At 39.6% G+C, this 14,838-nt stretch carries 9 protein-coding genes; 7 read left to right on the top strand and 2 right to left on the bottom strand.

What is annotated here, in order from left to right:
* Window positions 1-6 precede the first annotated feature (6 nt).
* Window positions 7-2,412 carry a glucan 1,4-alpha-glucosidase gene (locus PARC_RS09945; RefSeq protein ID WP_010555041.1) on the top strand — a complete coding sequence of 802 codons (2,406 nt, stop codon included), beginning with the start codon at window positions 7-9 and terminating at the stop codon, window positions 2,410-2,412.
* Between the two features lie 520 nt (window positions 2,413-2,932).
* The gene (locus tag PARC_RS09940; protein WP_010555042.1) at window positions 2,933-5,860 is read left to right on the top strand and encodes a TonB-dependent receptor; all 2,928 of its coding nucleotides are present in this window, start codon (window positions 2,933-2,935) and stop codon (window positions 5,858-5,860) included.
* A 62-nt stretch (window positions 5,861-5,922) separates the two neighbouring features.
* Here PARC_RS09940 and PARC_RS09935 read toward each other — a convergent pair whose 3' ends face one another.
* Together PARC_RS09935 and PARC_RS09930 are read right to left on the bottom strand one after the other, a co-directional pair.
* Entirely contained in the window at window positions 5,923-7,233 is a 1,311-nt protein-coding gene (locus tag PARC_RS09935; protein ID WP_010555043.1) for an IS4 family transposase, read from the bottom strand.
* A gap of 258 nt (window positions 7,234-7,491) precedes the next feature.
* Window positions 7,492-8,508 carry a LacI family DNA-binding transcriptional regulator gene (locus PARC_RS09930; protein ID WP_007582612.1) on the bottom strand — a complete coding sequence of 339 codons (1,017 nt, stop codon included), beginning with the start codon at window positions 8,506-8,508 and terminating at the stop codon, window positions 7,492-7,494.
* 291 nt (window positions 8,509-8,799) lie between these two features.
* Here PARC_RS09930 and glk point away from each other — a divergent pair, with 291 nt between their 5' ends.
* The 5 genes from glk (at window position 8,800) to gap (ending at window position 14,695) form a co-directional block, all read left to right on the top strand.
* A complete protein-coding gene (gene glk, locus PARC_RS09920) occupies window positions 8,800-9,792 on the top strand; it encodes a glucokinase (RefSeq protein ID WP_010555044.1) in 993 nt (330 codons plus the stop codon).
* 36 nt (window positions 9,793-9,828) lie between these two features.
* Complete coding sequence (locus PARC_RS09915; protein ID WP_010555045.1) at window positions 9,829-10,842, top strand: LacI family DNA-binding transcriptional regulator; 1,014 nt, start codon at window positions 9,829-9,831, stop codon at window positions 10,840-10,842.
* 334 nt (window positions 10,843-11,176) lie between these two features.
* The gene (edd, locus tag PARC_RS09910) at window positions 11,177-13,027 is read left to right on the top strand and encodes a phosphogluconate dehydratase (protein ID WP_007582619.1); all 1,851 of its coding nucleotides are present in this window, start codon (window positions 11,177-11,179) and stop codon (window positions 13,025-13,027) included.
* Window positions 13,028-13,060: 33 nt separating this feature from the next.
* Window positions 13,061-13,681: a bifunctional 4-hydroxy-2-oxoglutarate aldolase/2-dehydro-3-deoxy-phosphogluconate aldolase gene (gene eda, locus PARC_RS09905; RefSeq protein WP_002959756.1), complete on the top strand. Its 621-nt coding sequence runs from the start codon at window positions 13,061-13,063 to the stop codon at window positions 13,679-13,681.
* 9 nt (window positions 13,682-13,690) lie between these two features.
* Window positions 13,691-14,695, top strand: coding sequence for a type I glyceraldehyde-3-phosphate dehydrogenase (gene gap / locus PARC_RS09900; RefSeq protein WP_010555046.1), 1,005 nt, complete (start codon window positions 13,691-13,693; stop codon window positions 14,693-14,695).
* Window positions 14,696-14,838: the final 143 nt, after the last annotated feature.

Raw genomic sequence — 14,838 nt, 5'->3', positions numbered from 1 at the left:
CACACAATGAAAAAATATAACCTTATTACTACCGCTCTTTTAACTTTGGGCTTAACAGCCTGTGGTGCACAAAATACGAATAACGAAAATATTGACGCTACAGTTTCAGCAGCTCCTGGCGCACCAGGTGCTGAACCATATTGGGCTTACGCGGGTAAAACCGGAATTGGTACTTCTTTTGAGCAATACCAAAACGGCCAATATAATAACAATGCTGCGACAGGTGAAGTATCAAAAGTATGGTTTTCAATTGCCAAAGGTATGATCACCGAAACTATGTTTGGACTCATTCACCAAGCTCAAATTAAAGATATGCAGTTTGTAGTAACCGGTAAAGATTTTACAGTCACTGAAGCTGACGACTTAGACGTTACAATTGATTACTTACATAAAGACGATAAAGGCAGACCACTATCGCTTGCTTACAAAGTAACAAGTACAGATAAGAAAGGGCGTTTTACCCTCGAAAAACACATATTCACCGACCCTGACGGACAAACATTGTTTGTACGCAGTATTTTTAATACATCACTTAAAGGCGTGAAAGCGTATGTTGCTGTTAATCCTTATATAAACAACAACGGCTTAGGTGATTTTGCAAAAACCACTGAGCAAGGCTTAGTAGCATGGGAAGATGATAATTTTTTAACGTTGCAATCATCTACGCCATTCAAAATGCAAAGTGTAGGCTTTACAGGTGTGAGCGATGGCATCACCTCACTTAAAAAACAACACACACTAAGCAAAAAATATTCAAACACCGGCGATAAGGCCGGTAATGTCACTCTGCTGGCAGAGCTTGGTAATATCGATAGTAATACCACATTTGATTTAGCACTAAGCTTTGGTAAAACGCAGCAGCAAAGCCAGCAACAAGGTGCACAGAGCTTATCTAAAGGTTATCAAAATGTGCTTGATGCCTACAACGGTAAAGGTGAAGCGCTAGGCTGGGAAGATTATTTACAAAGCCTTGAACCATTAAATACAATGGTTAAGCAAACAGCCGATGACGGTAAATTGCTTTACACCAGTGCAATGGTACTAAAAGCGCAAGAAGACAAAACTAATGCGGGTGCGCTCATTGCCTCACTTTCTAATCCTTGGGGTGAAACTGTTTCAGCCAAAGAGGGTTCGACTGGTTACAAAGCAGTATGGGTTCGTGATTTTTATCAAGTAGCTATGGCATTTATGGCCTTAGGCGATACAGCGACTGCAAAAACGGCCTTCGAATACCTTGAAAAAGTACAAGTTACTAGCAAAACCCCGGGTAACAATGGTGATACAGGATGGTTTTTACAAAAAACACATGTTGATGGTGAACTTGAATGGGTAGGGGTACAGCTAGATCAAACGGCTATGCCAATTATGCTTGCGTGGAAGTTACATCAAGCAAACGTACTCAGTGATAACGAACTTAAAGATTGGTACGCACGCATGCTAAAACCGGCAGCTGACTTTTTAGTTGATGGCGGAAGAGCTAAAATTTTATGGAACGACATGCAAATCACTCCACCTGCAACACAGCAAGAGCGCTGGGAAGAGCAAAGTGGTTATTCTCCCTCTACAACGGCTGCCGTTGTTGCTGGCCTTATAACAGCCAGTGACATAGCAACACTCAGTGGTGATACTCAAAATGCAGATCGTTATTTAGCAACGGCTAAAAAGTACAACAGTAATATAGAATCGCAAATGTTTACCACCGAAGGTAATTTAAAAGGCGATAGCACCGATGGCGAGTATTTTATTCGTATCGGTCAAGACACCGACGCTAACTCTAATACTAAAATTAACGCCAACAATGGCCGTGAAGGTTTTAACAAAAAGCAGATTTTAGACGGTGGTTTTTTAGAATTAGTCCGCTATGGAGTAAGAAGTGCCAACGATTCAAGTATAGTTAAAACCCTGCCTGAGTATGACGACGAAACGCTTGAAGATAACTTACAAGTTAAATACAGCTTTAACTTTACCGATGGTAGCGGCACATTTGCAGGCTATCGCCGTTATGGCAACGACGGTTACGGTGAAGATGAAACCACAGGTACTAATTACGCCGAAAGCGGGAGCAATACGCCAGGCCAACGTGGTCGTGTATGGCCATTTTTTACAGGCGAACGCGGACACTATGAAATAGCGGCCGCAAACGCAAATAATACGCTAGATGATGCAAAACAAGCGGACATTAAAAATAGTTACGTAAAAGGGCTAGAGCAATTTGCTAATAGCGGAATGATGCTACCTGAGCAAGTATGGGATGGCGTTGGCGTAAATAAAGCAGGTTATGAATTAGGCGAGGGCACAAACTCAGCAACACCTCTGGCTTGGACACACGCAGAATACATCAAGCTTGTACGCTCACTCAGTGATAAACAAGTTTGGGACTATTATCCGGTGGTTGCCGAGTCTCTTAATTAGGTTTTATAAAATTACGAAATATGAAAAAAAGCTTCTATTTGAAGCTTTTTTTTAACTAAAGTTAATTTTGTTTTTTGCACCAATGTGGGTTGAGATAAATCTGCTTTGAATATTTATGCTAACTAATCTGTATTATATGTACTAGAGAGCCATGAATTATTTGTGTGATTTTTGTTCCTATTTTGGTTTTAAGGTCTTTTCATGCTGATGTTAAGCTCTGTTTTTTAATTTGGTTTATTAGCCTTGTAGATAACTATGCATGCTTCATTTTGTGAATAATATGTTCACTATTCTGTTTTTTGATTTTATCTTTGCTTTTATGTTAATTTATTGTTTTTACTGACGATTTTTCTGTTAATTGCTGTCGCATTTAGTTAGTAAGTTTGTTTTTATTGTGTTATTAATTTGTTTCTCTTGTGGGTTGAGAGGTGTTATTTAATTTATATAAGTAATTTTTATGTGAATTTAAATAATGTAATACATAAAAAATAATAATCTAATTATCTAGGGATAAATCAAGATGAACCATAATTTTACTAAGACATTTAAGCGCTCATTCACTGCTGCAGCAGTTGCTATGACATTAAGTGCTGCAATGCCTGCAATGGCAGATAACGTTAACGGTGCTATTAAAGGTACCTTAACAACTCAGTCAGGTGTTTCATTATCTGGAGCAACAATTACAATAACGGACAGTACTAAAGGCTATTCAAAAACATTAACTGCTGATGCAAATGGTGAGTTTGATCTTAAGCAAGTACCTGTTGGTAAGTACGACATTACAGTTTCTCAATCTGGTTTTGACCAAGCCCAAGTTAAAGGTGTTGTTATTGGTGTAGGTAAAACAGCTCTAATGGAAATACCTTTAACAGCTGGTAATATTGAGCGAATCGCTGTAGTTGGTGGCTCAATCAGAGCAATCGATGTATCTGTTTCAGAGTCTTCATTAAATATTAGTTCTGAAGAACTAGAACTTTTACCAATATCTCGCTCTGTAACTTCAGTAGCATTGCTTGCGCCTGGCGCAACTGAAGGGGACAGTCGTTTTGGCGACCAAGCTTCATTTGGTGGTGCTTCTGTAGCTGAAAATGCTTATTACGTAAATGGTCTAAATATGACTAATTTCCGTAATGGTCTTGGCGGTGCAACAATTCCATTCACTGCTTACGATAGCTTCCAAGTTAAAACGGGTGGTTATTCTGCCGAGTTCGGGCGTACTACAGGCGGGTTAATCTCATCAGTTACTAAATCTGGTTCTAATGATTTTCACTTTGGTGTTGAAACGATTTATTCATCTGACTCGTTAAGTGAGCAAGCTCCTAACTCACTTTACAAACAAAATGATCGTTGTGAAGACACTGATGGTCACTGTATAGGCGATTTATACGTAAATAACCAAGACGACTACGACAATTCATTTGAAACAAGTATTTATGCTTCAGGTGCGATAGTTGAAGATACATTATTCTTCTATGGTATTTACACTGCAAGAGATAATGACTACGAATACGGTAATGCATCTCAAACAGATTTAGCAGTTGAAAAAGATGATGACCCATATTACCTAGCTCGTTTTGATTGGAATATTAACGAAGATCACCAATTAATGCTTTGGGGTTTCAGTGATAAGCGTACTTATTCAGAAAGAACGATTGAAGACCCAAATGGAAATGGTAATTATACTGAAGATGCTGGTATTGCATATCATCAACGTGGTGGCGAAAGTTTTGCTCTTCGCTATACAGGTAATCTTACTGATGATTTAAGTATGTCAGCAATGTACGGTGAAGTTAAATTTTCAGAAACGGATTATTCAGATTATGATGATTGCCCTACGGGCATAGATGCTGATTTAGGTGAGGATACTACGTGCTATGTTAACTTTAATGTAACTGAAAATGAAGATAAGCGTGAGCAGTTACGAATAGATTTTGATTGGTATATTAATGATGAGCATAGCATTAAATTTGGTTATGATTCTGAAACAAATACAGCTAATGCAATAAAGACGAATTCAGGCGGTGTTTACTATCGCTATGAAACCTTTTCAGAAGGTGGCAGGTTACCTAATGGCTATGTCTTACCTGCAGATATGAAAACAACACGTGTACGTGATTATAAAAGTGGTGGCGAATTCGAAGTTGAAAACTGGGCAATTTATATCGAAGATCAGTGGTCAGTAACAGAAGACATTACCCTGACGCTAGGCCTACGTAATGATAGCTTTACTAACTATAATGCTGATGGTGATGAATTTGTTGCTATCGATAACCAAATTGCTCCTCGTTTAGGTGGTTCTTGGGATATTAATGGCGATGGCGACAGTAAGTTGTTTTTTACCGCAGGTCGTTATTACCTACCAGTAGCTGCTAATACAAATATTCGTTTAGCTGGTGCAGAAACATTTATAAGTACATGGTATGAATATGAAGGTTTAAATGCTGATGGTACCCCTGTAGGTTTAGGTACTCAGCTAGGTGACCCTGCTATTTCTAATGGTGGTGACGGCACTGCAAAACCATCTAATACCTTATCTGATAAAGATCTTGAACCAATGTATAACGATGAGTATATGATTGGTTATCAAGCAGCAATTAATGATGATTGGTCATGGGGTATCAAGGCAACTTACCGTGTTCTAGGTAATCAAATTGATGATGGCTCATACATCTTTAAGGATGAAAATGGTGAGTACTTAGGCGAAAACTGGTTCTTATTTAATCCTGGTAATGGCGCTACTTTCAATTTCGATCTTGATGGTGACGGCACCACTGAAGAATATAGCTTTAGTGCACAAGAGTTAGGTTACCCGGAAGCTAAGCGTAAATACGCATCAGTTGACTTAACATTAGAGAAAACTTGGGATCAGGTTTGGTCTTTAAAAGCGCTATACACATGGTCTCACAATTACGGTAATACAGAAGGTTTTGTTAAATCTGATAATGGTCAAGATGATGCTGGTCTTACGCAAGATTGGGATTACCCTTATTTAATGGATGGTGCTAATGGTAATCTACCTGCAGATCGTCGTCATAATATTAAAATTTATGGTGCTTTCGCTGTTACGGAAGACTTCTTAATTGGTGCTAATGTTAATATCGCATCGGGGCGTCCTTGGACTGCTTTAGGTCAAGGTTATACTCCAGACCCTGATCAATATGACTACGGCGATACTTACTATGTAGGTGACAAACGTTTCCCTCGTGGTAGCATGGGTACTACACCATGGACAGCACGTTTAGATCTTAACTTTACTTATAACCTTCGCTTTAACGATCAGAAAATTCGTTTAGCTATGGATGTATTTAACGTATTTGATGCTGCTACTGAAACTCGTTACGATGAAGCAGCTGAAGTTGCAGCAAACGATGATAATGCTACATTTGGTTTAGCTCAGTCTTACCAATCACCACGTAGAATTCAATTGTCAGCGTCTTACGATTTTTAATAACTTGTTAGTCTGAGTTAAAAAAGAATTTAACAAAAAGCCTCATTAGAGGCTAATGCCGTTCACTTAAGGTGAGCGGCTTTTTTATTTCTAGCGTACCGCTGTGGTCTTGGGTTGACTGAACGAGGAAAACTTCGCTCCCTTCGTGGCTCTAGAATGAGGCTTTCTGCCATCGCATAAAAGTATTTTAATTGACGTGGTATGGCTCCATGTGTTGAATAAGGTAATCCAACAAGCAACCTCATTATTTGAGCTAAACTACCATTGAAACTGAGTTGGTATGGTAAATAATCACCTTTTAATGTGTGGCACATTTTTACCATCTGATATCGCACCATATTATAAGTAAGCAACACTCCCCACAGCTCTTGTTTTACAAGCGCAGGTAAGCGACTTCTTAATGTTAATCGATTACCCAGCATATATTGCTTTTGTTCGCGATAACCAAGCTCTATCTCCCAGCGGTGACTATATAAATCGCCTATATCGGCTGACGGATATTGCATCGGATCTGTCATCGATGTCATCACACTGTATGATTTACCCTTTATTTTTCGAGTCACTAACCTCGCTATTAAGGTGTCAGGCAGCGTTGGCCACATCTTTCTTGCTCTTGGGTTGCTGCTAAGTTGGACTAATTTATCATTACGCCCTAATGTTTGAATAACTTCATATTGCACATTTTTTTTCAGGGGGATTAGCCAGTGACGTTCACAGCCAGTCGTTTGCCATTTATGTAAAAGCCCTAAAGAATAGAAACCTTTGTCGAATAAAGTGAGACTGTTATCGGGTGTGGTTTCTATAAGCTTTTCAGCCAGCACCATTTCATTGACCTTGTAATCATCAAAAGCACTCCCCGTGATTAGGTGGCTGCTTAGCTCCATTTGACACACCATTCTGACCTGTGGGTATTGTGTATTGGTCGGTTTTGTAAAGGCTTCATTGTTTTGGGGTGAGTCATCCGTACGCCAAACAACACCATCGACACCAAGCAAGGTAAGCCCATTCCAATGAGGATGATTAGCGCCATTATTCCAATGCCTTTGGGTGCATTCAAATAAGGCTTTCATGGCGGCTTCACCTAGGTTTTTACGACGCTGAGTTAAAGCACTTGGCGCAACAAATGGCTTACCATCGCGGTCAACAATGTCGAGCATATTAACGACATCGGCCATCGATTTGTCATTATAAATAACCATCCCGATCAACAACCAAGCCATCGATTCTAGGGTTAGTTTTCTTTTTCGTAGTGTAACGGTTTCGGTCAGTGCATAGGCTTCTTCGATAAGAGATAAAGGGAGTAAATCTGCGAGTGTTTCAACGTCATTAGGTTTGATGTTGTTAATAATATCGAGAGCATTAGAAAGTTGCATAAAAAAATCCGAATTCTACAAAAGAATTCGGATTCTTACATACCTAGAAGATCGTTCAAGTGCTATTAACTAATTCTTAAATGATCGGCATTACTCATTAGAGGCTTTTTTTATATTTGAATTTTGAATTTTGTGAGATAGGAATACATCAGAAAGAAAAGTGAAATGAATAGATAAAAATATACTGAATAAAATTTAAGTAGTTGTAACTGGCAATTAAAATGGTTTGTTAATTCTGCTTTATTTTATCAGGCAGGCTCAGCTTGACCTTCTAGGAATTAGAATAGGAGCTAATAGGGTACTTTGCACTTCTTCACCACGTATCAGTTTTAATAAGTTCTCTACGAGCATTTGCCCAGCAACAGTGGTGTTTTGCTCTATCGTCGTCAGCGGTGGGTTTACATAACTAGCAATGGCTATGTTATCAAAGCCGACTACCGCAACATCTTTTGGCACGTTAATATTTGCTTCTTTAAGTGCACGTATAGCCCCAATAGCAATTAAGTCACTTGCAGCAAATAAGGCGTTAAATTTAATATTATTAGCGATAAGCGAACGAGTGGCGTGATATCCAGATTCTTCAGTAGATATAGCATTAGCCATTTTACGTTCGTTTATTTTTACGTTGTTAGCCAGTAGCTCATCTTTAAAGCCCTGAAAACGACTAAAGAATTCAGGGCTATGATCAGATGCATCACCAATAAAAGCGCAGTCAGTTCTGCTGTGAGCAATAAAGTGCTCAGCGGCAAGCTTACCGCCACCGTAGTTATCACAACAAACAGTTAAATCTGGGCGATTATCAACCGTTGCACCCCAACAAACAAACTTAGTGTTTTGTTCAAGTAAGGTATTAAATTTTGGTTGGTAATCAATGTAATCGCCATAACCGAGTAAAATAATACCATCGGCTCTGTGGCTATCTTCATAGTCTGCTTGCCAATCAGCACTGGCCGATTGAAATGATACTAATAAATCGTAACCTTCTTTAGCGCAAGCACGGGTAATGCTGCCAAGCATGGCTAAAAAGAAAGGATTAATTTGTGACTCATCAGAAGTAGGGTCTTCGAAAAGAAGTAATGCAAGTGTGCTGCTTTGTTGTGTACGCAAGTTGCTGGCATTTTTATCAACTTTATAATTAAGCTTTTTAGCTATATCGAAAACACGTTTACGTGTTTCTTCATTAACAAGATGGCTGTTACGTAAAGCGCGAGATACAGTTGATTGAGATACCCCTGCATAGTGGGCAATATCAAATGAGGTGGCTTTACCTTTCATTGTTACAACTTAATTAATTTGATAAATAATTGTGCCATTTTCGGTTATTAATGAATAATTTCAAGCTTTTTGTGAATTAACGTATATTTTTATTGATAAACGGCTGACACCGGTGTCATAATATAAATGTTTTATCATTTTGTTGTCAAAACGTATTCGCTGTTTATATATTTTATAGGCAGCATTTTTTACTGTGATAGCTACTTTGAGGTGATAGCTCAAAGTATAAATAACAATGGTATACCATTGTAAAATAATAAGCACGAGTCGCTTAACAAAAGAGATAATACTATGAGCCTAAACTCTTCTGCCCAATTTGATCCCATCTTAGTTGCTGATGTTGGCGGCACCAATGCCCGCTTTGCTTTAATAACTGCTTTTAATGAGCACACTAACCAATTTGTAATAGAGCACATTAATATTTTTCCTAGTGCTAATTTTGGTTCACTTGAAAGTGCGCTTGAGCAATATTTACAAACAGTCTCGCATATTACACCCAAACGCGCATGTTTAGCCGTTGCAGGTCCAATAAAAGCTGGGCAGGTACATTTAACCAATTTAGGTTGGCATTTTAGTGTTAGTGAATTTAAAACTCATTTTGATTTACAGCAACTAGAAGTCATTAACGATTTTGCTGCTTTTGCATATGCGGCTCCTTACTTAGATCCTAAACAAAATGTCATTGTTAAATCAGGTCAAGCTGATGACAATGCTAACATTGGTGTTATAGGTCCAGGTACTGGTTTTGGTGCCGCGTGCTTAGTTAGAACGTCGCAATCTACCGCTGTTTTAAGTTCAGAAGGGGGGCATATATCGCTTGCACCAGTTAATGAACTCGATACTTTACTATTAAATGAATTACGTAAAGATCATCCCCATGTTTCTATCGAAACTGTATTTTCAGGCCCTGGCATAACGCATTTATACAAAGCGATGTCTGCGGTTAAGGGTGTAACAGCTAAAAATTTAGATGCTGCGCAAATAAGTAGTCTAGCAAATAGCGGTGAATGTGCTGTGTGCGATGCAACGCTTAATCAATTTTGTGATTGGATCGGCAGTGTAGCTGGCGATTTAGCCGTTGTTTACGGTGCTTTAGGCGGACTATTTATTGGCGGTGGAATACTGCCTCGTATGCAAGCAAGACTTCTTGAGAGTCGTTTTGTTGAACGATTTTCTCAAAAGGGTATTATGTCGCAATACGCAGGGCAAATTCCTGTAATACTTGTAACACAAGATAATATTCCACTAATTGGTGCCGCAGCGTGTTTGCACAACAGCAAATAAGGAGCTTTCCTTGTTCGCATTTGGAAAAATAGAGTGATGAAAAAAGTAACAATAAACAGTGTGGCAAGTCATGCTGGTGTTTCTAAAAAAACCGTATCACGCGTTTTAAATAACGAGCCTAATGTTAGTGCTGCAACCCGAGAAAAGGTGCTTGCGGTATTTAAAGAACTCGATTACACCCCAAATCCAATTGCACGAGGCCTCGCACAAAATCGTAGCTTTATTATTGGGTGTCTTTACGATAACCCAAGTAAAAGCTACATTACTCGCGTGCAAACGGGTGCTTTAGAAGCATGCAAAGAAAATAACTATAATTTATTGATACATCCTTGTGAGTTTCGTGGTGAAGCCCTTATAAATAATATTGAGCAATTACTACAGACTTCTCGATTAGATGGCATTGTGCTAACACCTCCTTTTGGTGATTTTGCTGAGCTTGTTGCTTTTTTAAAATCTAAAAAAATCCCTTACGCAAGAGTTGCGTCAGCTTTACTTCAAGATGATTCTATTTCAGTTCGTAGTAATGATGAGCAAGGCGCATTTGAAATTACTGAGCATCTAATTAGCCTTGGGCATAAATCTATAGCGTTTATTAAAGGGCACCCGGATCACAGTGCCACTCAACAACGCTTTAAAGGCTACAGGCGTTCACTTGCAAGCCATGGAATAGAGTTTGATGAGCGCTTAGTAGAGGAGGGTAACTTTAGTTATCACTCAGGTGTAGATAGTGCACGCAGTATTTTAGATTTGTCTCCTAGGCCAACAGCTGTATTTGCATCAAACGATTACATGGCGGCAGCGGTATTAAAATTAGCTACCCAGCGCCAATTAAAAGTGCCTGATGACATTTCAATAGCCGGCTTTGATAATGCACCCATTGCACGTCATATTTGGCCTGGTTTAACGACTATTGCACAGCCCGTTGAAGAGATGACTAAACAAGCCGTAACTCAACTTATTTCACACATAGCTCAACCTCAAGAACAGCCGTATCAGGTAACGCTTGAGTCACGCTTGATTACACGCGAGTCTACCTCTGCGATAAAATAGAGTTAAAAACACTTTCACAGTAGCCCGAATATGAGTGACGCTTATTCGGGCTTTTTTTTGCTCTGAACTTGCTAAAATATACTTTGTGCCTAAAAATCAATTAGGTCATTATTCGGTCATGTTAAAATATTAAACTATTTTTGTTACCCGGGGTTGACACCGGTGTCATTGCTATGCGTTAATACAGTGACACCGGTGTCAGGGCTGTTGTGAGAGGCTCCCTGGTAGCGTACCTTTGAACGGGTAAATCAAAGATGCTCAGTACAGTTATTTACGTGGAGTCTGTAGTTGCTACTGAGCCTTTATCCTCTAACTAATAGAGATGAGTTAAATTATGTTACATCCTCGTATTCAAGAAGTTACCCAGCGCGTTATCGAACGCAGTAAAAATACCCGTCAAGATTATTTAGAACGTATTTCGCACGCAAAAAAACAAACAAGAGTTCGTGCCGGTTTAGGTTGCGGAAATATAGCCCATGTTATGGCTGCATGTAGCAGTGATGACAAAGCGCGCTTAAAGGCTGATGAGCAGCCAAATCTTGCTATTATCAACTCATATAACGATATGTTATCGGCTCATGTGCCATACAAAGATTACCCAGATTTAATTAAAGACATTGCTACTAAATACGATGCTACAGCACAAGTTGCTGGTGGCGTTCCTGCAATGTGTGATGGTGTTACGCAAGGGCGTGACGGCATGGAACTTTCGCTTTTTTCTCGTGATGTAATTGCTATGTCTACGGCAATATCGCTTTCACACGATGTGTTTGATGGTGTTTTTTGTTTAGGCGTTTGCGACAAAATCGTCCCGGGTTTATTAATTGGTGCATTGTCGTTTGGTCATTTACCTGTGTTCTTTTTGCCAGCAGGTCCAATGCAATCAGGTATTCCGAATAAAGAAAAAGCACGTATTCGTCAAAAATTTGCACAAGGTCTAGTAAGTCGCGAAGACTTATTAGAGGCTGAAAGCGCGTCTTACCACAGCGCAGGTACTTGTACGTTCTACGGTACTGCAAACTCAAACCAAATGTTAATGGAAATAATGGGCTTACACCTTCCAGGTAGTTCGTTTATTAATCCTTACACTGAGCTTCGCGATGGTCTTACAGGTAATGCTGTAGAAACTATGCTTAAGCAGCTTACAGATGATAAAGAAAGCCCGTGTTTAGCCGATGTGATCAGCGAAAAAACGATTATAAACGGTTTAGTAGGCCTGCTTTCTACAGGTGGTTCTACTAACCATGCTATTCATATTGTTGCGATAGCAAAAGCGGCGGGCATTCAGGTTACGTGGAAAGATATGTCTGATTTATCAGAAGTTGTACCACTACTTACACGTATTTACCCTAACGGCTCTGCAGATGTAAACCACTTTCAAGCAGCTGGCGGTATGGGTTTCTTAATGCGAGAGCTAGCAAGTGCTGGTTACTTGCACACAGACGTTAAAACAATGCTAGGCGATGGTTTAGCACCTTACATGACAGAGCCTCGTTTGGATAAAGACGATAGCCTGATCATGAGCAACTCAACCGGCCCAACTAAAGTTAAATGGGTAGATTGCCCAGCAAACTCACACGATGAAGAAGTACTTCGCCCAGTGAGTAACCCTTTTAGTAAGCAAGGTGGTCTGCAACTTCTAACGGGTAACTTAGGTAAAGCTGTTATTAAAGTGTCAGCTGTTGCTATCGAACATCAGGTTGTTACTGCTCCTGCAAAAGTATTTAGCTCACAAAGTGCTCTGCAAGATGCATACACGCGTGGCGAATTAAACCAAGACTTTATTGCCGTGCTAAAAGAGCAAGGTCCTAAAGCGAAAGGTATGCCAGAGCTACATAAATTAACGCCAGTAATGGCAACGCTTCAAGATGAAGGCTTTAAAGTAGCCATTGTTACTGACGGTCGTATGTCGGGTGCATCAGGTAAAGTACCAGCTGCTATTCACTTAGCACCAGAGGCAGTAGAAGGCGGCATTATTGCTAAAATCCGAGAAGGTGATTTAGTGACACTTGATGCGCCAAACGGAATATTAAAAGTACACGTTAGCGACGAAGAACTTGCTAAACGTGAAGCAGAACTTAGCCTGCCAAGTGCAACATTTGGTACAGGTCGCGAATTATTTACTGGATTTAGAAATATCGTAAGCAGTGCCGATTTAGGCGCGAGTGCTTTTGGACTTGAATAAATATTAGCCATACTGGGTAATGAGGAACAAGTAATGAGTATTGAAAAAATCTTAGCATCGGCACCCGTAGTGCCAGTGGTTGTAATCGAAAAATTAGAAGATGCAGCACCACTTGCAAGAGCGTTATATAACGGTGGCTTAAAAGCCTTAGAAATAACACTACGTACACCTATTGCTGCAGAAGCTGTAAAGCTGATGAAAGCAGAAGTACCTGAAGCCTATGTAGGTACTGGTACGGTAGTAGATAAAGCAAGTTTTGATCTTTCGGTTGCCGCAGGTGCAGATTTTATGGTGAGTCCAGGTGTGAGCGATGAGCTTATTGCTTTGGCTAAAACATCAGATATACCATTTTTACCAGGCGCTGCAACTGCAAGTGAAGTTATGCAACTTGCGTCGCATGGTTTTAAGTATTTAAAATTCTTCCCTGCAGAAGCTGCAGGCGGAACAGCAATGCTTAAATCAATCGGTGGCCCATTACCACATATTACTTTTTGCCCAACTGGCGGCATTAGCCTAGCAACTGCACCGAACTATTTAGCGCTTAACAACGTTATTTGTGTGGGTGGTACGTGGATGCTAGATAAACAACTAATTGAAAATAAAGACTGGCAAGCAATTGAAGCGCTTGCTCGCCAAGCAAGTGAACTTAAATAGGAGTCTAAAATGATTAATGTAGCAATTAACGGTTACGGCCGTATCGGTAGAAATGTTTTACGTGCACTTTATGAGTCAGCTCAAAACAGCGAAATTAAAATTGTAGCAATTAACGATTTAGCACCTGCTAACGTTAATGCACATTTAACGCAGTATGACTCAGTTCATGGTCAATTTTCTAAAAAAGTAACACTTGAAAATAACACCATGTTAATTGACGATGACGTAATTACGTTAACGCAAGAACGCGACCCTGCAAATTTACCGTGGAAAGCATTAAACGTAGATATCGTTTTAGAATGTACTGGTTTTTTCACTAAACGTGATGACGCTGCTAAGCACATTACAGCGGGTGCTAAAAAAGTAATCGTTTCTGCTCCAGGTAAAGATATGGATGCAACAGTGGTTCATGGTGTAAACAGCGATGTAATTAACGCTGATAGCCAAATCATCTCAAATGCATCGTGTACTACTAACTGTTTAGCACCACTTGCAAAAGCAATTAACGACACCGTAGGTATTGAAAAGGGGAGTATGACAACGATTCATTCTTATACGAATGATCAAAACCTATCTGACGTATACCACCCAGATCTATACCGTGCTCGTAGTGCAACTCAATCTATGATCCCAACTAAAACAGGTGCTGCGGCAGCTGTTGGTTTAGTATTACCAGAACTTGCTGGTAAATTAGACGGTATGTCGGTACGTGTACCAACAATCAACGTATCTTTAGTTGATTTTACGTTTATTACTAAGCGCGATACGACTGCAGAAGAAATCAATGCAATCATGAAAGAAGCATCAACGGGTTCAATGAAAGATATTTTACAATATAATGAGCTTCCGCTTGTTTCTATCGACTTTAACCATAACCCAGCGTCATCTATCTTTGATGCAACGCAAACTAAAGCCGATGGCAATCTAGTTAAAGTAATGGCTTGGTACGACAACGAATGGGGTTTCTCAAACCGCATGTTAGACCAAGTTAAAACATTAGGTGCGTTTTTATAATACAGCCCTAATGATGTAAAGTTTTAGCTTTATCCAACCAAGCCACGCATTGCGTGGCTTTTTTGCGTTTGGTTTATCTGTATATTTGCAACTCAGACTATAGAGGGAACTATTTGTATTTTTTATACCCTAAATTTTGTTAA

It is taken from the genome of Pseudoalteromonas arctica A 37-1-2 (genome assembly GCF_000238395.3).
GTDB lineage: Bacteria > Pseudomonadota > Gammaproteobacteria > Enterobacterales > Alteromonadaceae > Pseudoalteromonas > Pseudoalteromonas arctica.
The sequence above is the reverse complement of the archived record's forward strand: the minus strand, read 5'-3'. Positions and strand labels throughout refer to the sequence as shown.